Genomic DNA, 23867 nt, shown 5'->3' with positions numbered 1-23867 from the left:
TCGGGGTGCTCTGCACCGTGCCGGACAAGGCGACCCACCTGAGGGAGCTGGCGCGCGTCGTGCCGGTCGGCGCCACGGTGGGCCTGCTGGTCTTCGTCGCCGAGGTCGAGGAGCTGCCCGAGGAGCCGGAGGGCAACTACTTCGTGGGGCTGCCCGAGATCGAGGCGCTGCTGGCCGATGCCGGTCTCGTGGTGGAGCGCCGGGCACGTCTCGACGACTTCGACACGCCCCAGGACTGGGAGGACCGTGCGGCCCGGGTCGAGGAGGTCGTCGAGCGCGAGCACGGCGACGAGGAGGCCTGGCAGGTCGCCGACCGCCAGCACCGGCAGATGGCCGGGCTGATCGAGGATGGACTGGTGAGCGGCCGCCTGCTCGTGTGCCGGCGCGTGCCCGAGGTGCGGTCGATCGACATCGACGGCCTCGCCATCGCCTACGACGCGCGGGTGCTCGAGCCGCGGCCCTGGACCGCGATGCAGGGGCGGTGGGCGGCCGAGCTGCTGGCCGACGCCGACGCACCCGCGGGAGCGATCCTGGAGCTGTGCACCGGGGCCGGCCACATCGGCCTGGTCGCCGCTGCTGCCTCGGGCCGCGAGCTCGTCGCCGTCGACCTCGACCCGGTCGCCTGCGCGTTCGCCCGGCGCAACGCCGCGAGCGCCGGGGTCGGTGAGCGGACCGACGTACGTGAAGGCGCGATGGGCTCGGTGCTGCACGCCGACGAGACCTTCGCGATCGTGGTCGCCGACCCGCCCTGGGTGACCAGTGCCGAGGTCGGTCGCTTCCCCGAGGACCCTCTGCTCGCGATCGACGGAGGGGCCGACGGGCTCGAGGTGGCCCTGGAGTGCGTCGCGGTGGCGGGGCGGCACCTGGTCCCGGGCGGGAGCCTCCTGCTCCAGCTCGGCGACGAGGCCCAGATGGACGAGGTCGTGGCCCGCGCCCGTGACGGCTGGCACGACGCCGGACGTCGCGCCGGTGCCCGCGGCGTCGTGCTGCGGCTGGTGCGCGACTGAGCGGGCGGCGTCAGCCGCGCAGCAGCTTGTGGGTGCCGTCGCACCAGGGTGCCGAGGCGCTGCGGCCGCACCGGCACACGGCCGACACCGGCCGGGTGGTGTGGTGACGCACGCCGTCCTCGTCCTGCACGACAGCCTTGCCGCGCAGCAGCATCGGCCCGTCGGGGCACAGCACGACGTCGGCGTGCTCCTCGGCCTGGTCGGATCCCGCGTCGGTCACGCCGCGTCCCACAGCGTCAGCAGCGCGTCGGCGGTGCGCGCCTCGAGGTCCAGGCACGCCCAGGCGCCGAGCAGGACGTCGTCGTAGAGGTCGGGCTCGGCGGTGACCAGGGCGACGCAGATGTCGCGCAGGGCGAGCTGCTCGTGGACCGCGTCGGCCTCGACGTGCTCGTCGTAGTAGCCGGCCATCTCCTCGGGGAAGTCCAGGCGACGCAGGCCCTGGGCCAGCTGGCGCGAGGGCAGGGAGCTGGTGCCCTCGAAGGCGGCGAGGTGGCCGAGCGCGGCACCGCGGAGGCGCCTCTGGAGGCCGAACATGCTGAGCGCGTTGTTCTGCTCGAGCACCTCCAGGACCGCCTCGTCGACGTACGCCGCGTAGTCGGGCCGCAGGCCCGACGCCTCGATGCCGGCCTGGAAGAGCCGGTGGTGCAGCCGTCGGGGGTCGCCGTTGCCGTACTCGTCGAACTGGATCTCCAGCAGGGCCGCCTTGGGGCCGGCGGGCAGCCGCGGGATCACCCAGCTCGTCGGGTCGGCCTCCTTGAGGTGGTAGAGCGAGCGCTGGCGCAGGAGCTGGAGGGTCTGCTCGCGGGTGGCGCGGCGCTGCACGTGGCGCGCCAGCGAGGGGCCGTCGTCGTCGGCCACGACGCGGAGCAGGTCCGCGGCCAGGTCCCCGGTGACCACGGGCTCGGGGCGGCGGGCACGCAGCCGGTCCTCGAGCGCGCGCTCGAGCTCGGTGCGCAGGCCGATCGTGGAGGTCTGCCACTCCCACCGTCCGTCGACCCCTGCGAAGCCTCGGTAGTGCAGCTCGTGGAGCACCCACAGGGTCAGCGCGTCGTCCTCCGGACCGTCGGCCGCGGCGAAGTCACGAGGGCCGTCGTCGGGGGTGGTGAGCAGGGCCGCGAGCACGGAGGCGCTGCGCGGACCGCGAGGTCGGGGAAGAGGAGTCACCCTCCCATCGTGTCGTGGCTGCCGGGGCCGCGACACCTCCCGACGGGTGGGGCTGAGGGACGAGGTGGCGGGTACCGGACGGGTCAACCCACCCGAGGAGAAACATGTCGACCGACGCCATCGTGCTGCTGAAGAAGGACCACCAGGAGATCCGCAAGGTCTTCACCGCGTTCGAGAAGGCCGGTGACAAGGCCTACGTCGAGAAGGGCAAGCTCGTCGACCGGATGATCGAGCTGCTCACCGTGCACACCTACATCGAGAACGAGGTCATGTACCCCCGGGTGCGCGAGCTGCTGCCCGAGCTCGAGGACGACGTCCTGGAGTCCTACGAGGAGCACCATGTCGCCGACCTGCTGGTGATGGAGCTCGTGGGCATGAAGCCCGAGCACGAGCGCTTCGCCCCCAAGACCACCGTGCTGATGGAGAACGTCCGCCACCACATGGAGGAGGAGGAGCAGGAGTGGTTCCCCCAGGTGCGTGAGGGTCTCGGGCGCAAGGCCCTGCAGGAGATCGGTGCGGCGATGGAGGAGGCGAGGAAGAAGGCTCCTCGCAAGCCGTCGCAGCCGGGTGCGCTGAAGAAGACGATCGACGCCGTCCTGGCCTGAGGTCGGCGTCGGGCGTCCGGCGTCAGTCGCGGCTGGGGTGCTCCGGGTCGTCCTCCGGGTCGGTGGCGGGACCCTCGGTCGCGGCGCCGCCCTCACCGGTCCAGTCGCTCGACTCGCCGTCGTCCAGGCTCGGGTCGGACCCGCTGTCGGGGAGCGTTGCGGGCTTGGTCTCGTCCTGGGAGGAGGTCATGCCACGAGCCTGGCAGGTCAACTCTCTTGCCGCTCCACCTCCGCGGGGGAGGCTCAGGCCCGGCCGCGGTCGCGCGGCCAGCGCACCCGGTGGTGCAGGAGGGCCGCCCGCGCGGCGTTCCTGCCCGGAGCGCCGTGCACCCCGCCACCGGGATGGGCCGACGCGGAGCCGAGGTAGAGACCGCCCACGCCGGTCTCGGCCCGTCCCAGGCCCGGCACGGGACGGAAGACCAGCTGCTGGTGCAGCTGCGCCGTGCCGCCCCCCAGCGCGCCGCCCACCAGGTTGGCGTCGCGGGCCTCCAGCTCGTGGGGCCCCAGGACCCGACGCTCGAGGACCCGGTCGCCGAAGCCGGGTGCCAGCTCCTCGAGCTGCCGCTGCATCCGGTCGGCGTAGAGCTCGCACTCCGCCGCGTCCCAGCGACCGGTGATCGCGCCGTCGCCGGCGTCCGACCGCACCTGCTGGGGCACGGGGCTGTAGGCCCAGAACGACTCGGTGCCGCTGGGCGAGCGGGTCGGGTCGCTGGTCGTCATCTGCCCGGCGAGCACGAAGGGCTCTGCCGGCACTGTCTGCGACGCGACCTGGTGGAAGGCCAGCGACATCTGCTCGACGGACCCGCCGAGGTGCACCGTGCCCGGGGCGTACGGCGGCGGCCGGTCCCAGGGCACCTCGCCGGAGAGCGCCCAGTCCACCTTGACGGTGCCGGGGTCCAGCTGGAAGGACCGCATGCCCCGCGCGACCCGGGTGGGCACGTCGGCGGGGGCCAGCAATCGACCGTAGAGCGCGGTGGCCGACACGTCGGCGACGACCGCCCGGCGTACGCCGAAGCGCTGGTCGTCCCCGGTCCGCACGGCGACGGCGCGGGAGCCGTCGACCTCGATCCCGGTCACCTCGTGGTCGCACCGGATCTCACCGCCGAGGGAGGTGATGCGCCGCGCCAGCGCCTGGGTCAGCATCCCGGCGCCACCCTCGGGCACGGGGAAGCCGACCGTCTGGCCGAGCATGGTCATCAGCACGCCCATGAGACCGGAGCCGGGTGAGGTGAGGGGGATGTCGGCGTGGCCGGCGTTGCCGGCCAGCAGCGCCCGCGGCGCCTCGCCGCCAAAGCGCAGCCGGGCGACGTCCGCGACCGGGGTCAGCATCTCCTGGACGAACTCCAGGCCGCCCACGGAGCGAAGTCTCCTCAGGGCACCCAGCCCTGCGCGCACGGGCGGGAACGGCGCGAGCAGGCCCTGGACGACCTGGTCGCCGATCCGGTCCCACTGCCCGCAGAGCGCGAGCCAGGCGTCCCCGTCGCCGGGGTGCTGAAGCTCCATCAGGTGGGCGGTGACGTCGCGGTCGCGGTGCAGCAGCGCCCACTCCCCGTCGCCGAGCGGGTGGCCGAGCACCGCCGGGGCGTGGGACCAGCGCAGGCCGTGGCTCTCCAGGTCGAGGGACTGCAGCGCCGGGCTCGCGGCGCCGAGCGGGTAGAACGAGCTGAACGTGTCGTGGACGAAGTCGGGGCGGACGTCGCGGGCGCTGCGGACCGCGCCCCCGACCTCGGGCTGGGCCTCCAGCACGAGCACCGACCACCCGGCGTCGAGCAGGTGGTTGGCCGCCACGAGGCCGTTGGGACCGCTCCCGACCACGACGGCGTCGTGGTCGGTCACCTACGCCGCTCGACGATGAGCGCGAGGCGACGCAGGGTCTCGACGTTGCGCCAGGCCAGCGGCGGCTGGCGCAGCAGCGAGGGCACGAGGGCGCCGGGTCCGGAGACGGCGTCCTCCTCGATGACGATCTCGGTGCCGCCGCCCGCGGTGGGGGTCAGGTGCAGGGCCACCTCGGCCGCGCCCCCGGGCCAGGCACGGGCGCGCAGCTTGAGGAAGGCCGGCTCGCGACGCTCGAGCACCTCGGTGGTGTCGTCGAGGAGCGCGGGCCAGGCGCCGACGGAGTGGTGCAGCCGGGACCCGGGCGCCGGCCAGGCGTCGTCGACGTCGCGCATCCGGGAGGCGCCCACCACCCACAGCGGGTAGAGCCAGCCATCGGCGAGGACGTCCCAGACCTGCTGAGGGGGGACGCTGACGGTGCGGGAGTTCCTGCTCATCCCACGGAGGTACCCCTCCGGGGCGGCTCGCAAGAGGCGGGCGCCGTCACACCAGGACGGTGACCTGCCCGTCCTCGACCTGCCAGCGCTGGTCGAGGTGCACGTTGTCGAGCAGCCGGCGGTCGTGGGAGACCAGCAGCAGGGCGCCGGTGTAGGCGTCGAGGGCCTGCTCGAGCTGCTCGATCGCGGGCAGGTCGAGGTGGTTGGTGGGTTCGTCGAGCACCAGGACGTTGACGGCACGGGCCTGCAGCAGCGCCATGGCGGCACGGGTGCGCTCGCCGGGGGAGAGGCGCCCCACGAGGTTGCCCACCTGGTCGGCCTTGAGGCCGAACTTCGCGAGCAGCGTGCGCAGCTCCGCGGGGGACTGGTCGGGCACGGCGGCCTCGAAGGCGTCGCCGAGGGTGCTGTCCTCGGCGAGCACCCCGCGGGCCTGGTCGATCTCGCCGATCGCCAGCGACGCGCCCTGCGAGGCGCGTCCGGTGGCCGGGGCGAGCTGCCCGAGCAGCAGCCGCAGCAGCGTGGTCTTCCCGGCGCCGTTGGGGCCGGTGATGCCGATCCGGTCGCCGGCGTTGACCTGGACCGAGACCGGCCCGAAGTCGAAGCCACCGCGCGCCAGCGTCACCTGGTCGAGCGTGGCCACGACTGTGCTCGAGCGGGGAGCCGCCGCGATCGCGAAGCGCAGCTCCCACTCCTTGCGCGGCTCCTCGACCTCGTCGAGCCGCGCGATCCGCGACTCCATCTGGCGCACCTTCTGGGCCTGCTTCTCCGACGACTCGCCCTGCGCCTTGCGCCGGATCTTGTCGTTGTCGGGGCTCTTCTTCATCGCGTTGCGCACGCCCTGCGAGCTCCACTCGCGCTGCGTGCGGGCCCGGGAGACGAGGTCGGCCTTGGTGTCGGCGAACTGCTCGTAGGCCTCGCGGGCATGACGTCGGACGACCGCGCGCTCCTCGAGGAACGCGTCGTAGCCGCCGTCGTAGACCCGCACCTGCTGCTGCGCGAGGTCGAGCTCGACGACCCGGGTGACGCAGCGGGCGAGGAACTCGCGGTCGTGCGAGACCAGCACGATGCCGTTGCGCATGCCGGTCACGAGCGACTCGAGCCGCTCCAGTCCGTCGAGGTCGAGGTCGTTGGTCGGCTCGTCGAGCAGCACCACGTCGAAGCGGCTCAGCAGCAGCGCCGCGAGCCCGACGCGGGCGGCCTGACCGCCCGACAGCGAGGTCATCAGGGCATCGGCGCCGACGTCGAGGCGCAGGTCGCCGAGCACGGCGGGGACCCGGTCGGCCAGGTCGGGGGCACCGCTGGCCAGCCAGTGGTCCAGCGCCACGGCGTACGCGTCGTCGGCACCGGGTGCCCCCGACCCGAGCGCTGCGGCGGTCGCCTCCATGGCCGCCTCCGCCTCCGCCGCGCCCGTACGCCGCGCCAGGTAGGCGCCGACGGTCTCACCGGGCACCCGCTCGTGCTCCTGGGGCAGCCAGCCGACGAAGGCGTCGGACGGTGCGGTCGAGACAGACCCGGCCAACGGGGTGTCCTGCCCCGCGAGGAGCCGCAGCAGCGTGGTCTTGCCGGCCCCGTTGGCGCCGACCACGCCGACGACGTCGCCCGGGGCGACCGTCAGGTCGAGCCCTTCGAAGAGCGTGCGGTGGGCGTGTCCCCCGGACAGGCCCTTGGCGACCAGGGTGGCACTCACGCCCCTGATCGTAGGGGCGCCCCCACCGGAGCAGACCGCCGACTCGGCGCAATGTTGCTGCGCGGACTCGGCCCCCGTGGGTGACGACAGTCACTACGCTCGGGCCGTGAGACGAGCCGAGAGATGGACGAACGCCGGCGTGCAGGCGGCGTGGGCGTGGCTGCAGCGGGCCGGGGAGATCGCGCCGGGCACCCGGGCCGGGGACGCGTTCGGCAGCCTGGGCGTCGGGAGCTCGATCGGCTTCCCCATGGCCACCTTGATGGGTGCGCGCGCGATCCACGTGGGCGAGCGCACGCTGATCGGCCGGCAGGTGACGCTGTCGGTGGGCTACGGCCCCGACGCGACGGCGCTGCCCGAGCGGGGGCTGGTGATCGGTGACCGGTGCGTCATCGGCGCGCGCACCAGCCTGACCGCGCACGAGTCGATCGTGGTCGGCGACGACGTGTGGTTCGGGCAGGACGTCTTCGTCTCCGACGCCAGCCACGGCTACCAGGAGCTCGACGCGCCGATCGGGCTCCAGCTCGGGGAGCACCAGCCGGTGTCGATCGGCGCCGGCTCCTGGATCGGCCACGGCGCGATCATCCTGCCCGGCACGAGGATCGGTGCGAACGTCGTGGTGGCGGCGGGCTCGGTGGTCCGAGGGGTCGTCGAGGACCGGGCGATCGTGGGCGGTGCGCCGGCGCGGGTGCTGCGCCGCTACGAGCCCACGGTCGGCTGGGTGACACCCGGTGGCGACGTACGACCGGTGCTCCCGCCGCTGGCCGAGCGCTACGACCTCACCGGCGTCGTGGCACCCTGATCGCGTGCTCGATGGTCACGCGGAACGTCCGCCCGGTCGCGACGTGACGACCCTGCTGCGCCGTACGGCCCGTCAGGACAAGCAGGCCTTCGCCGCCCTCTACGACGCCACGTCGGGGCGGGCCTACGCGCTCGCGTGCCACCTCGTGGGTGACCCGGAGCGAGCCGCGAACGTGACCCAGGAGGCCTACCTGACGGTGTGGCGCACGGCGCCGCGCTTCGACCCGTCACGGCGCAGCGGCCTCGCGTGGATCCTGGCGATCGTGCACGGGGTGGCACGATCGACCGCATGATCCAGCGCACGACGCGGCCCACGACCCAGCCCCGGCTGCCGGTCGGCGTCCGCGCGATCGACCGGCTGATGAAGTCCAACAAGGCGTTCTCGATCGAGCACATGGACGAGCGGGCGCTCGCCCGTGCGCAGACCTCCGTCATCCCCGACGCCGGGCCCGCCGCGCTGGTCGCGTCGCTCTTCCTCGGTCGCCCGCGGGCCGGGGTCACGATCGCGACGAGCTCGTTCCCCGCGGCGCACGGCGACGTCCCCCTGCGGGTCTACACCCCGGACCGGCCGGGCGGTCCCCGGCCGGTGGTCGTCAACTTCCACGGCGGCGGCTTCGCGCTGGGCAGCGCCCGTCAGTGCGACTGGACCTGCAGCACGATCGCCGACGACCTCGACGCGGTCGTGGTCTCGGTCGACTACCGGCTCGCGCCGGTGCACCGCTTCCCGGCGGCCGTCGAGGACTGCTACGACGCCCTGGTCTGGACCGTCGCCCACGCCGACGAGCTGGGCGGCGACCCGGAGCGGATCGGGGTGATGGGCGACAGCGCCGGCGGCAACCTCGCGGCCGTGGTCGCGATCATGGCGCGCGAGCAGGGCGGACCGCTCGTGCGTCACCAGGCGCTGATCTATCCCGCCACCGACCTCACCGACGCCTTGCGCGAGACCGCGTCCTACCGCGCCAACACCCGCGGGATCGTGCTCAGCAACGCCGACATGGAGATCTTCCGCGGCCACTACCTCGACGAGACCGTCGACTCGACCGACTGGCGGCTCTCGCCGCTGCACGCCCCCGACCTCTCCGGCCTGCCGCCGGCGGTCGTCGTGGTGGCCGGGCTCGACCCGCTGCACGACGTGGGCGTGGCCTACGCCGAGGCGCTGGTGGCGGCCGGCGGGTCGGCGCGCGTGGAGGACTTCCACGTCATGCCCCACGGCTTCCTGAGCTTCCCCTACTTCAGCCGGGGCGCGAAGCCGGCGCTCGCCGCGATCATCGCCGACCAGCGCACGGCTCTCGGCGCGTGATCTCCTCACCCGACCGGGTGGAAGATGAACAAGTGACTGCTCGCGGCCGGATCGTCTGACATTCTTCGGTCGGATACACCTGTGTCCGCGTGCACCCTGGCGCCGGTCGGACCGAATGAGGAGAAGCTGTGGAGCAGGAGATCGCCCCTGCGGGTCCGGGCGTGCCTGGGGTCCTCGGCGTCGTGGTGGAGCAGCACGGCCACCACCAGGTCGCCGTGGTCAGCGGCGAGGTCGACATGGCCTCCGTCGGTGCGCTGCGCACCCAGCTGCGTGACCTCATGGTCGACGGCAGCTCCCACGTGCTGGTCGACCTCAGCGGCGTTTCCTTCATGGACTCCGCCGGGCTGGCCGCCCTGGTCGCCACCCGCAAGCACGCCCGCGTGCTCCAGGGCTCCTTCGGCCTGATCGCCCCCAGCAAGCAGGTCAGCCGCCTGCTGTCGCTCACCGCGATGGACAAGGTCTTCCCGTGCTTCGACTCCCTCGACGCGGCGCTGGCCGAGGGGCGCGGAGCCTCGGCCTGAGCGGTCCCTGGACTGCTGTGGCAGGCTCGACGGCATGTACTTCATCGTCGTCAAGTTCGAGACCAAGGCCGAGTGGACCGACCGGTGGCTGGACCTGGTCGCCGACTTCACCGAGGCCACGCGCCAGGAGCCGGGCAACCTCTTCTTCGAGTGGTCCCGCTCCGTGGAGAACCCCGCCGAGTTCGTGCTGGTCGAGGCCTTCACCGACGACGGCGCCGGCCCCCACGTCAACAGCGACCACTTCAAGAAGGCCACCGGCGAGATGGGGCAGGCGCTCGTCGCCACTCCCAAGATCGTCAGCCGTCAGGTCGACGGTGACGGCTGGGGCCAGATGGGTGAGGTCACAGTCGACTGACCGCGAGCTCCCCGAGCTCGGACCAGCTGTCGCCCGGCACCGTGGTGTTGATGATCCGCGGCGTCGCCGCCAGGTAGGGCGGCAGCTCGCGCTGGGCGGCGAAGAAGTGGTCGCTCTGCACGTGCGCACCCGCCGCGTCGTCCCCGGCGAAGGCCTCCAGCAGGACGTACTCATTGCGGTCCTCGAGGCTGCGCGACCAGTCGAACCACAGGCAGCCCGGCTCCGCGCGGGTTGCCTCGGTGAAGGTGCGGGAGATCTCGGGCCAGGCCTCGGCGTGCTCGGGCAGGACCGGGAAGCGGGCGGTGATGACGATCATCAGGACTCCTGTATGCGTGGTGAGGAGGGGCGGTGGGTCAGGCGAGGGCGGCCGGCGCCTTCGGTCCGGCGGGGGCCGACGCGTGGTCGACCATCGCCTGGATCCGGGCGCCGAGCACCTCGGAGACGAGGCCGAGCAGGGCACCGGCGACGATCGCGATCAGCACGCCGCTGAGGTCGAAGGCCGTGCCGAAGAACAGCGCTGTGCCGGCGAAGGCGCCGGGGATGAAGCTGAGCAGCGGCAGCGCGGCCTGCAGGCACAGGACGAAGCCCAGCACGGTCACCGCGATCGCGACCGCGCCGTTGAACGTCGCCTGCTCGAGCGCCAGGCTGGCGAGATAGGCCCACAGCACGCCGGAGACGTTGGCGGCGAGGCCCTTGACCAGGCCCTCGCGCCCCCCGCCGGCGGCGAAGAAGCAGGCCCAGGCGACGAACGCCACCCAGGTGATGAGGGTCAGCTCGATGCTGACCTGGGTCCACAGTCCGGCGAGGACGCCGACGGAGATGCCGACTCCGAGGAGATTCTTCATGACAGGCCTTTCACGGGGTGAGGATCGCTCGACCGCGGACACGTCCGGCGTCGAGGTCGTCGATGGCGGACTGGAAGTCGTCCAGGGCGTACTTCACGGTGTGCAGGGTGACGGCACCGCGGGCGGCGAGTGCCATCAGGTCCTGCAGGTCGTTGTAGGAGCCGACGAGGTTGCCGACGATGTTGATCTCGGCCGAGATGAGGTCGATCGTCGGGACGTCGACGTTCTCGCCGTAGCCCACGACGTGATAGTCGCCGGCCGGGCGCGTCATGCTCAGCCCCTCGGCCGTCGAGCCCCCCTCGCCGACGAAGTCGATGACGACCTCGGCGCCGTGGCCGGCGGTCAGCTCGAGCACCTCCTCGACCTGCTTGCCCTCCGCGACGACGCCGTGGTCGGCACCGATCGAGAGCGCGAGCTTGACCGCGTCGGGGTTGCGGTCGACCACGATCAGCTCGGCCGGGCTGATCGCCTTCAGCACCTGGATGCCGATGTGGCCCAGGCCGCCGGCGCCGATCACCACGCACCGGTCGCGCGGCGTGAGGCGGGAAGCCGCCTTCGCGGCCGCGTGGTACGCCGTGAGTCCGGCATCGGCGAGCGCCGCCACGTCGGCCGGCTCGAGGCGGTCGTCGATCCGCACCACGCTGCGTGCGGACGTCTTGAGGTACTCCGCGTACCCGCCGTCGGTGTCGATCCCGGGGAACTGGTTGGCCTCGCAGTGCACGTCGTCACCGGAGCGGCAGGCGCGGCACAGCCCGCAGGTGATGAGCGGGTGGACGATGACCTTGTCGCCCTCACGGACTCCGGTGACGGCGGAGCCGACGGCATGCACCCAGCCGGCGTTCTCGTGACCGATCGTGTACGGGAGGGCCACGCCGGACTTCTCGGCCCACTGTCCCTCGAGGATGTGCAGGTCGGTGCGGCACACGCCGGCGCCGCCGATCTTGACGACGACGTCGAAGGGGCCGGTCGGCTCGGGCACCGGAATCTCGGTCATCTCCAGCCGCTGGTGGTAGCCGACGACCTGGACGGCTCGCATCGTGCTCATGACGGGGTCTCCTCGAGGTGGGTGGTGGCGGTGCTGCTGCGACGGGTGAGGGCCGCGAGCGGGACGAAGGTCGGGTCGTACGCCGCGTCCGCGGCCTCCGCGCCGTCGGTGCGGTGGGTCTGCTCGGACTCCGAGCCCGGGTAGCGGGTGCGGAGCAGCCCGCGGCAGAAGTGGGCGTTGCCGTCGATGGAGATGCGCGTCGACCGGGCCCGGCGCAGCACCATCGGCACCTTCTCGGGAGCCGGCGCCGTGCCCTCGTGGTCGACGAGGACCACCGCGTCGGCGGCGCCGGGCAGCCCGAGCGCCGCGCGGCGTCGCCGCAGCGCATCGGTGGTCATGTCGTCGGCGGGCAGGTCGCCCAGCGTGACCGTGCCGACGGACTCCAGCGCCCGGTCGGGCTCAGCGCGCAGCAGCCGCGTGAGGCAGCGCTCCATCGCCGCGGTGTGAGCCTTGCGACGGAAGGTCGCCCGCAGCTCCTCGAGATCCTTCTCGGCCTCGTGCAGGAAGGTCCCACGGTAGCCCGCGTCGGCGGCCAGGCCGGCGTTGATCTGGTCGGAGTCGTGGTGGTCGTCGAGCTCCACGACGACCCGGCCGACCCAGGGCAGCGCCACGAGCACGTCCTTGGCGTCGGAGGCCATCAGGTAGGCGAAGCTCGGCGAGCAGAACGACGTCGGCAGGCGCAGGTGCGCCACCACGTCGGTGCCGTCGACCACCAGCGAGCGCACGAAGCCCAGGTCGGTGATCGGCTCGTCCAGCTCGGGGTCGAGGACGACGGCGAGGGCGTCGTACGCCTCCTGCGCGAGGTCGGGTGGTGTCAGGGTCGCGGTCATGTCAGACCGAGGCCATCTCGGCGCCCAGGTCGGCCGCCTCGGGCTGACGCGGGCCGGTGGCGGTCTCGTCGGCGTCGGGCAGCCGCAGCTCGGCCGGGACCTCGAGGTCGTACAGCTTGGCGGCGTTGAGCCCCAGGACCTTCTTCTTCTGGTCGGTCGTCAGGGGGGCGTACTCCCCGAGCTCGTCGGGGATCTGGAAGTCGACGAACTTCTCGACCAGCCACTTCGGCGTCCAGATCGCGTAGTCCGAGGAGAACATGATCCGGTCCTCACCGATCCAGTACATGAGCTCGCCCATGATCTGGGCGAAGTACTTGGGGCGCGTGTGGATGAACGGCATCGCGACCGCGAGACCGCCGTAGACATTGGGCTCCTGGGTGGCGATCCAGCAGAAGTCCTCGAGGCGGGGGAGTCCGACGTGCTCGACGATGAAGTTCAGGTCGGTGAAGTCGGAGGCGACGTGGTCGATGTCGGCGACGTCGAAGGCGTCGCGGTCCAGCGGCCGGATCGTGGGGCCCTTGTGGACGTGGATGTTGGTGATGCCGAGCGTGCGGCAGGCCTCGAAGTAGCGGTAGGCCCACGGGTCGTCGAGCTTCCAACCGCGCGACTCGCCGTGCCATTCGGCGGTGTAGAGCTTGACGCCCTTGAGGCCGAAGCGCTCGGCGTCGGCGTGCAGCTGCTCGAGTCCCTGCTCGCCGTTGCGGGGGTCGAAGTTGTGGTTGTAGGTCAGCTTGCCCGGGTTGGCCTGCGTGAGTGCGTGGGCCTCCTCGGACTGGCCGAAACCGGTCTTGTAGAACTCGCTGAGGTAGGCCGGCTGGAAGATCGCGTGGTCGACGTAGCCGTCGGTGAAGAGGTCCTTCATCAGGCGCTCGCCGCCCTGGTAGAGGTAGTCCTCGTAGGACCAGACCTCGGACTCGGGCGAGAGGTTGCGGTGGTAGTCGTAGAAGCAGTCGATGAACTGCTTGCCGTGGATGTTGCGCTGGTTCTCCGGGCGGGCGTCCCACAGGGCGATGTGGGCGTCGACGATGAAGTAGCTCTCGCCGTCCTTGGTGTACATGCGTCAGGCCTCCGATCGAACGTGACGGGCGTCACGGCTCTCGAAGCAGAACGTAGGACGGACCGGGGGCCTCGTGGTCGCGTGCGACGTCTCAATCTGAGACCGCCGGTGTCTCAATGTGAGACAGCAGGGGGTGTCGTCGCGTGGGCCCTGAATGTAACGTCGGTCACACGCCCCGGAGGAGCCCTGGATGTCCGAGACCGACCTGCCCGACCGGGCCCGTCTCCACGACGGGCCGCTCGACCGGGTGCCCCACCGACTGGTCGCCTCGTGGCAGCGAAGCCAGGACTACGGGGTGCCCCTGGAGTCGATCGACCCGGTCTTCACCGGCAGCTATGACGACGAGTCGCTGTTCTTCCAGTGCGGCCGCGAGGTCCTGACGGGCCTGCACCGCTCCCTGGCCAACGAGCCGATCAGCCTGATGCTCACCGACGCCGAGGGGCTGGTGCTCAACCGCTTCAGTGGCGACACCGACCTGCTGCGGGCCCTCGACAAGGTGCACCTGGCGCCGGGGTTCGCCTACTCCGAGCGTGAGGCCGGCACCAACGGTCTCGGGCTGGCACTGGCCGACCGGGCGCCGACGGTGGTGCGCGCGGAGGAGCACTACTCGTTGAGCCTCACGACCTACACCTGCGCGGCCGTGCCCGTGCTCGACCCGCTCACCGGCCACCTCGAGGGTGCCGTCAACCTCACCACCTGGTCACGCTCCTCGAGCGACCTGCTGCTCGCGCTGGCGCAGTCGGCCGCCGGCAACACCGCTGCGCTGATGCTGGCACGGTCGCAGGGGCGTCATCCGCGCCCGGTGTCACGCGGGGAGGTCTTCCGTGTCGAGGTGCCCCGGCTCGAGCCCGGAGCCGGCACCCTGCAGGACCTCTCCGGCAGCTGGAGCGAGGCGCTGCGCCGGGCCCGCCAGGCATTCACAGACGGGATGGTCGTGGCCGCGGTGGGCGAGCCCGGATCGGGCCGCAGCACGGTGCTGGCCCAGGCGGAGCGCCTGACGCGACCGCGCGACCGCATCCTCTCGGCGAGCCCGCCGGCTCCCCAGGACGTCGAGGCCTGGCTCGGGCTGTGGACGCCGGAGCTGGGCAAGGAGCACACCGCGGTCGTCGTGCGCGACGTCGACGCCCTGCCCGCCTGGGTGGCCGAGCGGCTGCGCGACCTGGTGCTGCGCTGCGCCGGCGACAGCGGTCGCGCGCTGGGTCACTCCGTGGCGTTCTCGCTCACCGCCCAGCGCTTCGAGGACATCCCTGCGGCACTCGCCGGTCTCGTCGACACCGTGGTGGAGGTCCCGCCGTTGCGCGAGCGCCTCGACGACGTGATGCCCCTGGCGCGGCAGGTGGCTCGTCGTACGCGAGGTCGGGAGGTGGCGTTCACCACCGGTGCAGAGCGGGCGCTGACCCAGCACCGGTGGCCGGGCAACGTCGAGCAGCTGCTGCGGGTCGTGCGTCAGGCGGTGATGCGCGGCGACGTGGTCGACGTTCGGCACCTGCCGGCCGAGGTGCTGTCCGGTTCGACCCACCGGCTGACGCGGATCGAGGAGTTCGAGCGCGAGGAGATCGTGCGCGTGCTCTCGAGACCCGGCGTCGTGATGAAGGACGCCGCCGCCGAGCTCGGCATGAGCCGCGCGACGATCTACCGCAAGCTCGCGCAATACGACATCCACCTCGAGCGCGACTGACGTGCGCGCGGCTCGGGCCTCCCGGTGGTCGGCCTACAGGTGGTCGACCAGGTCACCGGTGAACATCAGCCGGCTGGCGACCCCGGTCGCGGCGCAGAGCGCGTCGGCGTCGGTCGCCGTCGCGCCCATCTCGGGCGTCTTCAGCGCGCTCGCCATCGACTCGGCGTCGTCGAACCACAGCTCCGCGACGAGGTACGGCGCGTCCCCGCCGAGGCCGCGCGGGTGCGACGTGACGAAGCGACGCAGGCCCGGCAGGCCGTTCACCAGCGGGACGTGGACGTCGCGGTAGTGGGCCTCGAAGGCCTCGACGTCGGCAGGCGCGGTGTACTCGATCGTGAGTCGGTGCATGCCCGCGACCCTACTCAGCGGACGACGAGCTCCTTGGCCTTGGCGTCCCACACGACCTCGGACGCGTCGGCGCGGATGGCGTCGAGGACGCGGTCGATGACGACCGAGCCGGCCAGGGGCTCGGGCAGGCGCGGCGGGGTGCCGGCCAGTCCCCGGTCGGACAGCCCGGTGTCGAGGTGGGGTGGGCGGACGTCGACGACGTGGAAGCGCCGACGGTTCTCGCGTCGTACGACGCCCAACCAGGCCGACAGGGCGCTCTTGGACGCGCTGTACTCCGCCATCTGGTTGGTCGGCAGGTCGGCCAGGATCGCGGAGAGCACCACCACGACGCCCCCGTCGAGGTGACGCGACGCGGCGCGCACGAGCGCCATCGGGCCGAGGGTGTTGACCGCGAAGAGCTCCTCGGCGACGGCCGGGTCGGTGTCCATCGCGGGCCCGAAGGCGGGCACGCCGGTCGCGACGACGATCCCGTCGAGCCCGCCGAGGTCCGCGGCGGCGGCATCGACGGCGGCCGCGCAGGCCTCCACGTCGACCACGTCCAGCGTGATCGGGTCGTGCCCGGTCACGGCGGCGACCTCGCCCAGCCGGTCGGCGTCGCGGCCGGTGACGACGACCTGCGCGCCCGCGTCGACCAGCGCACGGGCGGTCAGCCCGCCGAGGACGCCGGTCGCACCGACGACCAGCACGCGTGCTCCGGACAGCTCCATGGTGTTGCCTCCTGCGTCGAGGTGGGTGCGCTCGCCCCGACGCTACGACGGCGGTCCTAGCGACGGCCTAGGGTCAGGACCATGGACGACAACACCCGGCACCTCGAGGAGGGGATCCTCACCGACCTCGAGGACCAGCTCAGCTATGCGGCCTACCTCGACCTGCCGCGACTGCTCTCCGCCCAGCACCCGCGCAGCAGCCCGGTCCAGCACGACGAGCTGCTCTTCATCGTCCAGCACCAGACCTCCGAGCTGTGGCTCAAGCTGCTGCTGCACGAGCTGGTCGCCGTGCGCGCCCACCTGGCCGGCGACGACCTCGGCTCCGCGCTCAAGGGGCTGGCGCGGGTCAAGCGGATCGTCGAGACGCTCACCGTGCAGTGGTCGGTGCTGGCGACGCTGACCCCCAGCGAGTACGCCGAGTTCCGCCCGTTCCTCGCGTCGTCCTCGGGCTTCCAGTCGAGCCAGTACCGCGCGGTGGAGTTCGTCCTGGGCAACAAGAACGGCTCGATGCTCGACGTCTTCGCCGACGACGCTCCCGCGCACGAGCACCTGGCGCGGTTGCTCTCCGAGCCCACCCTGTACGACGAGTTCCTGCGGCTGCTGGCCCGTCGCGGCCTGCCGGTCCCCACCGCCGTGCTCGAGCGGGACGTCACGCAGGCCCACGTCTTCGTCGCGGACCTGGTGCCGGTGATCGCGACGGTCTACCGCGACCGTCCGGCCCACTGGGACCTCTACGAGGCGAGCGAGACCCTCGTCGACCTCGAGGACGCCTTCCAGCTGTGGCGCTTCCGGCACATGCAGACCGTGCAGCGGATGATCGGCCACCAGGCCGGGACCGGCGGCTCCAGCGGGGTGCCGTTCCTGCGCCGGGCGCTCGACCTCACGTTCTTTCCCGAGCTCTACGCCGTGCGCGCCGACGTCGGGTCCTGAGCCGAGTCGGCGCAATGTTGCAGACTCTGCAACATTGCGCCGACTCGGCATCAGGGTGAGCGCCGCCGGCGTACGGCTCCGGCGAGCGCGCCCAGCACCGCCCCTCCCGGCACCCCGACCGCGGTCCACAGAGCCAGCGCCGAGGCGTCGCTCGACAGGTCGAGCGGGAGGCCGTAGGCCAGCAGTGCGTCGCTGACGTAGTAGGCGAGCACGGCCGCGGTGACGCCCAGCGCGCCCCCGGCCGCCGCGGACCGGACGTCGCGCTGCAGCCAACCGAGCGGGAGCGGCAGCAGGACCCAGGCATAGACCGGGCCCAGCACCAGCGAGACGACGCGCGCGACCTCGCGCACGGGGTCGGGGACGTCGTCGCCGAGGCCGAACGGCGAGGACAGTCCGTTGGCCAGCGAGGCCGCCGCGCCGAAGGCCGCCCCCGCGACGAGAGCGAGCAGCAACCCTGCACCATTGCGCCGACTCGGCATCAGGTGGCCAGCTCGTCGATCAGCAGGGCGAGGTGCAGCGAGAGCCGGGTCTCGGGGTCGTCGAGGCTCAGGCCGAGCAGCGCCTCGGCCTGCGCGAGGCGCTTGTAGAACGCCGGTCGCGACAGGTGGATCGCGGCCGCCGCCTCGGACTTGCTCGCGGGGTGGAGCAGCAGCGAGTGCACGACCTCGAGCAGCGGTCGTGACGAGCCGGCGTCGTGCGACTTCAGCGCTGCCAGCTCGCGCCGGGAGAAGTCGGTCAGCCGGGTGTCGCGCGTCAGCAGCGCGACGAGGCCGCGCACATGGGCGTCCTCGATGCGGTGCACGACGTCGACGGAGGCCGACGTGCCGGCCAGCGACTCCAGCACGTGCTGGGCCTCCTGGAGCGAGCGGTCGACGTGGCCGAGGTCGTGGACGGCCCGGCCCGCGGTCATCCGCACCGGCGCGACGCTCCCCACGCGGGCGAGCAGCGCCGCCGTGAGGGCGACCTGGTCGTCGCCGGCCCGCAGGGACAGCAGCACCCGCACGTCCCGGTCGATCTCGGCCGCGACCAGCGGCAGCCGCAGCCGGTGCCCGGCCGCGATCACGGCGGCGATGACCTCGGCCGTGGGGGCCGAGACCGGCCGGACGCTGACCCCCACCAGCATCCGCCGGGTGACCGGCAGGCCGGCGAGCTCGCAGCGCCGCGGCAGGTCGGGGGAGGTGGGGTCGGCGAGCAGGCCGAGCACCAGCGCCAGGTGGGTGCGGCGCACGAGGGTGTCGCGGTCGCGCGCCTGCGTGCGCTGGACGGCGATCGTGGCGGCCGCCCGCTCGAGCAGCGACACGAAGCGGGCCGGTGGCGCGGTGCTGGTGTGCAGCAGCAGCCGACCGGTCGCGCGGCCCGGTCGCCCGACGCGCGTCACCAGCGCCTCCTGCGCGGCGTCCCAGCCGGTGCGCTCGGGCACGTCGACCCGACGCGACCGTCGGTCCCACCCGTCGAGCCACTCCCCGGTGGCGTCGGCGGCGAGCACGTAGTCGAGCACCCGGTGCTGCTCGTCCTCCAGCACCACCGTGCGCCCCGAGAGCCGGTGCACCGCCTCGAGCACCTCCGTCGGGCCGGCGTCGTCGAGGGTGAGCTCGGTGAAGACCTCGTGCAGGTGCTCGACGGCCTGGAGCTCGCCGAGTCGGGCGTCGACGATCCGCTCCCCGAGGACCTGCGCGATCCGGGCGAACGGCACCTCGTGCTGGAGCGTCACCAGCGGCAGCCCGCTCGCGACGCAGGCCTCCACCAGCGACGCGGGCAGCTCGGCGGTCCACCGCCGACCGAGCTCGACCAGCAGCCCGACGGCACCGGCCGCCGCCAGGCTCCGGGCGTACGACGCCAGCCCCGCCGGGTCCTCCGGCAGCGCGATGCCGGTGGTCAGGACCAGCTCTCCGCCCCGCAGCAGCGGGGCGATGTCGGTGAGCTCGGCGGGGTGCACCCAGTGGACGGCTCGGTCGAGGGCGTCATGGCCCGCGAGCACCCGCACCCGGCCGGCCCGCACCAGCGGCATCTCGAGGACCTCGGCCAGCGTGGGCAAGGCGACAGTCTGTAACGGCAGGGGGTCGCGCGGAGACATGGTGACCATCCTAGGAGCCTCCGGGCCGCGCCAGACTGGAGGCTGCGCCACCGATCTGCCCCGCCCGCACGACCCCGAGCACGACCCCGAGCACGACCCCGAGGAGCACGCATGTCCACGACCATCACCCACTGGGTCGACGGAGCCCCCTTCGAGGGCACGTCCGGCCAGCTGGCCGACGTCACCAACCCCGCCACCGGCGCCGTCTCAGGCCGGGTGGTCCTCGCCAGCGAGCGCGACGCCCAGCACGTGATCGCGTGCGCGAGTGCTGCGGCCACGGGGTGGGCGTCGACCTCGATCGCGCGGCGTACGCAGGTGATGTTCGCCTTCCGCGAGCTCCTCAACGCGCGCAAGGACGAGCTCGCCGCGATCATCACCGCCGAGCACGGCAAGGTGCACTCCGACGCGGTCGGCGAGATCGCCCGCGGCCTCGAGGTCGTGGAGTTCGCCTGCGGGGTCGGCCACCTGCTCAAGGGCAGCCACTCCGACAACGCCTCCACCGGCGTGGACGTCCACTCGCGCCGCGAGGCGCTCGGCGTCGTGGGCATCATCAGCCCCTTCAACTTCCCCGCGATGGTCCCGATGTGGTTCTTCCCCGTCGCGATCGCGGCCGGCAACGCGGTGGTCCTCAAGCCCAGCGAGAAGGACCCGTCGGCCGCCTTGTGGCTGGCCGCGCTGTGGACCGAGGCCGGTCTGCCCGACGGCGTCTTCAACGTCCTCCAGGGCGACAAGGTCGCGGTCGACGCGCTGCTCGACAGCCCCGAGGTCGCCTCGATCAGCTTCGTCGGGTCGACCCCGATCGCGCAGTACGTCTACGAGCGCGCCAGCCGCTCCGGCAAGCGGGTCCAGGCCCTCGGCGGCGCCAAGAACCACATGGTCGTCCTCGGCGACGCCGACCTCGACCTGGCCGCCGACGCCGCCGTCAACGCCGGCTTCGGCAGCGCCGGCGAGCGCTGCATGGCCATCAGCGTGCTCGTGGCGATCGACCACGTCGCCGACGACCTGGTCGACCGGATCGCCCAGCGGGCCCGCACGCTGGTCATCGGCGACGGCGCCACGGCGAGCACCGAGGCCGGCGCGAAGGAGGCCGACATGGGCCCGCTGGTCACCCGCGCCCACCGCGACCGGGTCGCTGGACTCATCGCGAGCGGCGAGGAGGCCGGCGCCAAGGTCGTCCTCGACGGCCGCGAGGTCCAGGCCCGCGGCGAGGCGGACGGGTTCTGGTTGGGCCCCACGATCTTCGACCACGTCAGCACCGAGATGGAGATCTACACCGAGGAGATCTTCGGGCCGGTGCTCAGCGTCATCCGCGTGGCGTCGTACGACGAGGCGGTCGCGCTGGTCAACGCCAACCCCTACGGCAACGGCACCGCGGTCTTCACCAACGACGGGGGAGCCGCCAAGCGCTTCGAGACCGACGTGCAGGTCGGGATGATCGGCATCAACGTGCCGGTGCCCGTGCCGGTCGCCTACTACTCCTTCGGCGGCTGGAAGCGCTCGCTCTTCGGCGACACCCACGCCCACGGGGTCGAGGGCGTGCACTTCTTCACGCGTGGCAAGGTCGTCACGTCCCGTTGGATCGATCCGTCCGACCGCCCCGAGGGCGGTCTCGAGCTGGGGTTCCCGCGCAATGACTGACCTGCAGAGCAAGCCGCTGATCGACCTCGACGCCGCGCGCACGCACGAGCTCGACCGCGCGCACGTCTTCCACTCCTGGTCGGCCCAGGACCTGATCGACCCGATGGTCGTGACCCGGGCCGAGGGATCCTGGCTCTGGGACGGCGACGGGACCAAGCTGCTCGACTTCACCTCGCAGCTGGTCTTCACCAACCTCGGTCACCAGCACCCGCGAGTGGTCGCGGCGATCCAGGAGCAGGCGGCGACGCTGTGCACGGTCGCGCCGTCCTACGCCAACGCGGCGCGCTCCGAGGCCGCACGGCTGATCGCCTCGCACACCCCCGAGGGCCTCGACCGGATCTTCTTCACCAACGGCGGCGCCGACGCCAACGAGCACGCCATCCGGATGGCGCGCCTGCACACCGGTCGCCAGAAGGTCCTCTCGACCTACCGCAGCTATCACGGCGGCACTCAGCTCGCCGTCAACGTCACCGGCGACCCGCGCCGCTGGCCCAATGACAGCGCCTCGACCGGCACGGTGCACTTCTTCGGCCCGTTCCTCTACCGCAGCGAGTTCCACGCGACCACCGAGGCCGAGGAGTGCGCCCGCGCGCTGGAGCACCTCGAGCACCTCGTCGCGATGGAGGGCCCGCAGACGATCGCGGCGATCATGCTCGAGACGATCCCCGGCACCGCCGGGATCATGGTGCCGCCGGCCGGCTACCTCCAGGGCGTGCGCGACCTGTGCGACCGTCACGGCATCGTCTACATCGCCGACGAGGTCATGTGCGGCTTCGGTCGCACGGGCCGCTGGTTCGCCGTCGAGGACCACGGTGTCGTCCCCGACCTGCTGACCTTCGCCAAGGGCGTCAACTCCGGCTACGTCCCGCTCGGCGGCGTCGCGATCTCGGCCGAGATCGCCGCGACCTTCGGTCAGCGGCCCTACCCCGGCGGCCTCACCTACTCCGGCCACCCGCTGGCGTGCGCGGCCGTCGTCGCGACCATCCGCGCCATGGAGGACGAGCAGGTCGTCGAGCACGCCGCGCGCCTCGGCCGCGACGTCATCGGGCCCGCCCTGCACGACCTGGCCGCCAGGCATCCTTGGGTCGGCGAGGTCCGCGGCACGGGGGTCTTCTGGGCGATCGAGCTGGTCGCCGACCAGCAGACGCGGGAGCCGCTGGCGCCCTACGGCGGGAGCAGCCCGGCCATGGGGGCGATCCTGGCCGCGTGCAAGGAGGAAGGACTGCTGCCCTTCGCCAACTTCAACCGCGTGCACGTCGTCCCGCCGCTCACGATCAGCGACGAGGACGTCCTCGCCGGCATCGCGATGATCGACCGCGCGCTCACCCGGGCGCATGCCGCCCACTGACGCGCGTGGGGCGGGGGCGACCGCGGCCCTGGCCGGCTCGGTCCTGCGACCGCTCTGGCTCGACACGCCCGACCGGCCCGAGCCGCGCCCGCCCTGGTCGGCGGCCGACGCCGATCGCGTGCGTGGGCTGGTCATCGTCGGTGGCGGCTTCACCGGCCTGTGGGCCGCCGTACGAGCCAAGGAGCGTGAGCCCTCCCGCGACGTCGTCCTGCTGGAGGGCGAGCGGATCGCCGAGCACGCGACCGGTCGCAACGGTGGGTTCTGCGAGGCGTCGCTGACGCACGGTGAGGCCAACGGTCGCGAGCGCTGGCCCGAGGAGTACGACGCCCTGGAGGCCCTCGGCCTGCGCAACCTCGACGAGATCGCGGCCACCATCGAGCGGCACGGCATCGACTGCGGCTTCGACCGCAGCGGCGTCCTCGCCGTCGCGACCCGGCCCCACGAGGTCGCCGGCCTGTCGCCGGAGGTCGAGGGGTTCCTCGACTCCGTTGCCGTACGCCGTGTGGTCGCGTCCCCGACCTACCTCGCCGGCCGCGTCTCCCGCGACGACTGCGCGACCCTGGACCCGGCGCGACTGGCCTGGGGCCTGGCCCGCGTCGCGGAGTCGCTCGGGGTGCGGATCGCCGAGCACACGCCGGTCGGCGACGTCGTCCAGCACCGCGACCACGTCTCGCTCGCGACCATGCACGGGGAGGTGCGCGCCGAGCAGGTCGTGCTCGCCACCAACGTGTTCCGCCCGTTGCTCAAGCGGCTGCGGCTCTCGATCGTGCCGGTCTACGACTACGTCCTGGCGACCGAGCCGCTCACGCCGGCGCAGGTCGAGGCGATCGGCTGGACCGACCGCGTAGGGATCTCCGACTCGGGCAACCAGTTCCACTATTACCGGCTCACGCCCGACGACCGGGTCCTCTTCGGTGGCTACGACGCGATCTACCACTACGGCCGCTCGCTCGACGTGGCCCATGAGGACCGCACCGCGTCCTTCGAGACGCTGGCGCGGCACTTCGTCGAGACCTTCCCGCAGCTCGAGGGCGTGAGCTTCACCCACCGGTGGGCCGGCGCGATCGACACCTGCACCCGCTTCTGCGCGTTCTTCGGGGTGACCCGCGGTCGACGGATCGCCTACGCCACGGGCTTCACCGGCCTCGGGGTCGGCGCGTCGCGCTTCGGGGCGGACGTGATGCTCGACCTGCTCGCGGGGGAGTCGACCGAGCGCACCCGGCTGCGGATGGTCCGCGAGAAGCCGCTCCCGTTCCCGCCCGAGCCGCTCGCGTGGATCGGGATCCAGCTCACCCGCTGGTCGCTGGCCCGCGAGGACGCGACCGGTCGGCGCAACCTGTGGCTGCGGCTGCTCGACCGGCTGGGGCTGGGCTTCGACTCGTAGGGCGTCGCTGCTGGTCGCTCGGTGGGCGCTGGTGCGCGGGGATGGCGTCGAGCGCGGAGTGCCACTCGTGGTGCGTCTGTCATGGGGTGCGCGTCGGGGGTGGTCAAACGTTTGGCCATCTGGGGGGCGAGCGCGGCGAGCTCTGCGGGTGAGGCCCGAGACCGGGGTGTCTCAGGCGAGCTCCGGTGAGCCGTTGATGTGAGGCGCTCGGTGGTCGCTGGTGCGCGGGGGTGGCGTCGAGCGCGGAGTGCCACTCGTGCTCCGTCTGGCATGGGG

General features: G+C 72.7%; 27 protein-coding genes. 12 read left to right on the top strand and 15 right to left on the bottom strand.

All coding sequences use genetic code 11. The features are described 5' to 3' along the window. A partial coding sequence (locus AAG827_RS10295) for a class I SAM-dependent methyltransferase (RefSeq protein WP_341925858.1) occupies positions 1-1007 on the top strand: 1007 nt, incomplete at its 5' end. Positions 1008-1017: 10 nt separating this feature from the next. Here the strand turns inward: AAG827_RS10295 and AAG827_RS10290 are convergent. Both AAG827_RS10290 and AAG827_RS10285 read right to left on the bottom strand, forming a co-directional pair. Beyond that, positions 1018-1227, bottom strand: coding sequence for a CDGSH iron-sulfur domain-containing protein (locus tag AAG827_RS10290; protein WP_341925857.1), 210 nt, complete (start codon positions 1225-1227; stop codon positions 1018-1020). Continuing rightward, a complete protein-coding gene (locus AAG827_RS10285; RefSeq protein ID WP_341925856.1) occupies positions 1224-2171 on the bottom strand; it encodes an iron-containing redox enzyme family protein in 948 nt (315 codons plus the stop codon). The genes AAG827_RS10290 and AAG827_RS10285 overlap by 4 nt, the downstream gene beginning before the upstream one ends. Positions 2172-2275: 104 nt before the next feature. Between AAG827_RS10285 and AAG827_RS10280 the strand changes: the two genes are divergently transcribed. Next, positions 2276-2776, top strand: a complete 501-nt coding sequence (locus tag AAG827_RS10280) for a hemerythrin domain-containing protein (RefSeq protein ID WP_341925854.1) — start codon at positions 2276-2278, stop codon at positions 2774-2776. A 22-nt stretch (positions 2777-2798) separates the two neighbouring features. On the opposite strand, the gene AAG827_RS10275 is transcribed toward AAG827_RS10280, so the two are convergent. From AAG827_RS10275 to AAG827_RS10260, 4 genes are read right to left on the bottom strand one after another with little or no spacing between them, the layout of a single operon-like run. Then, a complete protein-coding gene (locus AAG827_RS10275) occupies positions 2799-2966 on the bottom strand; it encodes a hypothetical protein (RefSeq protein WP_341925853.1) in 168 nt (55 codons plus the stop codon). A 53-nt stretch (positions 2967-3019) separates the two neighbouring features. Beyond that, complete coding sequence (locus AAG827_RS10270) at positions 3020-4612, bottom strand: NAD(P)/FAD-dependent oxidoreductase (protein ID WP_341925852.1); 1593 nt, start codon at positions 4610-4612, stop codon at positions 3020-3022. After that, the gene (locus tag AAG827_RS10265) at positions 4609-5046 is read right to left on the bottom strand and encodes an SRPBCC family protein (RefSeq protein ID WP_341925851.1); all 438 of its coding nucleotides are present in this window, start codon (positions 5044-5046) and stop codon (positions 4609-4611) included. The genes AAG827_RS10270 and AAG827_RS10265 overlap by 4 nt, the downstream gene beginning before the upstream one ends. Positions 5047-5092: 46 nt before the next feature. After that, positions 5093-6733 carry an ABC-F family ATP-binding cassette domain-containing protein gene (locus AAG827_RS10260; RefSeq protein ID WP_341925850.1) on the bottom strand — a complete coding sequence of 547 codons (1641 nt, stop codon included), beginning with the start codon at positions 6731-6733 and terminating at the stop codon, positions 5093-5095. Between the two features lie 106 nt (positions 6734-6839). On the opposite strand from AAG827_RS10260, the gene AAG827_RS10255 reads away from it, so the two are divergent. The 5 genes from AAG827_RS10255 (at position 6840) to AAG827_RS10235 (ending at position 9707) form a co-directional block, all read left to right on the top strand. Beyond that, positions 6840-7532: an acyltransferase gene (locus tag AAG827_RS10255; RefSeq protein ID WP_341925849.1), complete on the top strand. Its 693-nt coding sequence runs from the start codon at positions 6840-6842 to the stop codon at positions 7530-7532. Positions 7533-7536: 4 nt separating this feature from the next. After that, positions 7537-7824: a sigma factor gene (locus AAG827_RS10250; protein ID WP_341925848.1), complete on the top strand. Its 288-nt coding sequence runs from the start codon at positions 7537-7539 to the stop codon at positions 7822-7824. Continuing rightward, positions 7821-8831, top strand: coding sequence for an alpha/beta hydrolase (locus AAG827_RS10245; RefSeq protein WP_341925847.1), 1011 nt, complete (start codon positions 7821-7823; stop codon positions 8829-8831). Before AAG827_RS10250 ends, AAG827_RS10245 begins: the two co-directional genes overlap by 4 nt. A 128-nt stretch (positions 8832-8959) precedes the next feature. Continuing rightward, the gene (locus tag AAG827_RS10240) at positions 8960-9352 is read left to right on the top strand and encodes an STAS domain-containing protein (protein WP_341925846.1); all 393 of its coding nucleotides are present in this window, start codon (positions 8960-8962) and stop codon (positions 9350-9352) included. 34 nt (positions 9353-9386) lie between these two features. Continuing rightward, a complete protein-coding gene (locus tag AAG827_RS10235; RefSeq protein WP_341925845.1) occupies positions 9387-9707 on the top strand; it encodes a putative quinol monooxygenase in 321 nt (106 codons plus the stop codon). Here AAG827_RS10235 and AAG827_RS10230 read toward each other — a convergent pair. Genes AAG827_RS10230 through AAG827_RS10210 form a run of 5 tightly spaced genes read right to left on the bottom strand, consistent with a single transcriptional unit; the run spans position 9694 to position 13484 of the window. Next, complete coding sequence (locus tag AAG827_RS10230) at positions 9694-10023, bottom strand: putative quinol monooxygenase (RefSeq protein WP_341925844.1); 330 nt, start codon at positions 10021-10023, stop codon at positions 9694-9696. The two genes, AAG827_RS10235 and AAG827_RS10230, sit on opposite strands and share 14 nt — an antisense overlap. A 37-nt stretch (positions 10024-10060) precedes the next feature. Then, on the bottom strand, positions 10061-10552 hold the full coding sequence (locus AAG827_RS10225) for a DUF1097 domain-containing protein (RefSeq protein WP_341925843.1): 492 nt from the start codon (positions 10550-10552) through the stop codon (positions 10061-10063). Positions 10553-10562: 10 nt separating this feature from the next. After that, the gene (locus tag AAG827_RS10220; RefSeq protein WP_341925842.1) at positions 10563-11597 is read right to left on the bottom strand and encodes an NAD(P)-dependent alcohol dehydrogenase; all 1035 of its coding nucleotides are present in this window, start codon (positions 11595-11597) and stop codon (positions 10563-10565) included. Further along, positions 11594-12427: an iron-sulfur cluster assembly protein gene (locus AAG827_RS10215; protein WP_341925841.1), complete on the bottom strand. Its 834-nt coding sequence runs from the start codon at positions 12425-12427 to the stop codon at positions 11594-11596. Before AAG827_RS10215 ends, AAG827_RS10220 begins: the two co-directional genes overlap by 4 nt. Before the next feature lies 1 nt (position 12428). Further along, complete coding sequence (locus AAG827_RS10210) at positions 12429-13484, bottom strand: amidohydrolase family protein (RefSeq protein WP_341925840.1); 1056 nt, start codon at positions 13482-13484, stop codon at positions 12429-12431. A gap of 190 nt (positions 13485-13674) precedes the next feature. On the opposite strand from AAG827_RS10210, the gene AAG827_RS10205 reads away from it, so the two are divergent. Continuing rightward, entirely contained in the window at positions 13675-15162 is a 1488-nt protein-coding gene (locus AAG827_RS10205; protein WP_341925839.1) for a helix-turn-helix domain-containing protein, read from the top strand. Between the two features lie 33 nt (positions 15163-15195). Here the strand turns inward: AAG827_RS10205 and AAG827_RS10200 are convergent, their stop codons facing one another. Then, entirely contained in the window at positions 15196-15510 is a 315-nt protein-coding gene (locus AAG827_RS10200; RefSeq protein ID WP_341925838.1) for an EthD family reductase, read from the bottom strand. Positions 15511-15524: 14 nt separating this feature from the next. Further along, complete coding sequence (locus tag AAG827_RS10195; RefSeq protein WP_341925837.1) at positions 15525-16217, bottom strand: SDR family oxidoreductase; 693 nt, start codon at positions 16215-16217, stop codon at positions 15525-15527. A gap of 81 nt (positions 16218-16298) precedes the next feature. Here AAG827_RS10195 and AAG827_RS10190 point away from each other — a divergent pair, with 81 nt between their 5' ends. Next, positions 16299-17147 (top strand): tryptophan 2,3-dioxygenase family protein, encoded by an 849-nt coding sequence (locus tag AAG827_RS10190; RefSeq protein WP_341925836.1) that lies wholly within the window; start codon positions 16299-16301, stop codon positions 17145-17147. A 50-nt stretch (positions 17148-17197) separates the two neighbouring features. Here the strand turns inward: AAG827_RS10190 and AAG827_RS10185 are convergent, their stop codons facing one another. Both AAG827_RS10185 and AAG827_RS10180 read right to left on the bottom strand, forming a co-directional pair. Then, on the bottom strand, positions 17198-17599 hold the full coding sequence (locus AAG827_RS10185) for a DUF6518 family protein (RefSeq protein WP_341925835.1): 402 nt from the start codon (positions 17597-17599) through the stop codon (positions 17198-17200). A gap of 26 nt (positions 17600-17625) precedes the next feature. After that, positions 17626-19182, bottom strand: coding sequence for a PucR family transcriptional regulator ligand-binding domain-containing protein (locus AAG827_RS10180; protein ID WP_341925834.1), 1557 nt, complete (start codon positions 19180-19182; stop codon positions 17626-17628). 150 nt (positions 19183-19332) lie between these two features. Between AAG827_RS10180 and AAG827_RS10175 the strand changes: the two genes are divergently transcribed. The 3 genes from AAG827_RS10175 to AAG827_RS10165 are packed head-to-tail and all read left to right on the top strand — an operon-like array spanning position 19333 to position 23591. Continuing rightward, positions 19333-20859 (top strand): CoA-acylating methylmalonate-semialdehyde dehydrogenase, encoded by a 1527-nt coding sequence (locus tag AAG827_RS10175; protein WP_341925833.1) that lies wholly within the window; start codon positions 19333-19335, stop codon positions 20857-20859. Then, positions 20852-22207, top strand: coding sequence for an aspartate aminotransferase family protein (locus tag AAG827_RS10170; protein WP_341925831.1), 1356 nt, complete (start codon positions 20852-20854; stop codon positions 22205-22207). Before AAG827_RS10175 ends, AAG827_RS10170 begins: the two co-directional genes overlap by 8 nt. Further along, the gene (locus AAG827_RS10165) at positions 22194-23591 is read left to right on the top strand and encodes an FAD-dependent oxidoreductase (RefSeq protein WP_341925830.1); all 1398 of its coding nucleotides are present in this window, start codon (positions 22194-22196) and stop codon (positions 23589-23591) included. The genes AAG827_RS10170 and AAG827_RS10165 overlap by 14 nt, the downstream gene beginning before the upstream one ends. Positions 23592-23867 lie beyond the last annotated feature (276 nt).

Origin of the sequence: Nocardioides psychrotolerans, from assembly GCF_943371775.1 — a bacterium.
In the GTDB taxonomy this organism is placed as follows: domain Bacteria; phylum Actinomycetota; class Actinomycetes; order Propionibacteriales; family Nocardioidaceae; genus Nocardioides; species Nocardioides psychrotolerans_A.
Note: the sequence above shows the minus strand (reverse complement) of the source record. Positions and strands in the feature narration are given on the sequence as shown.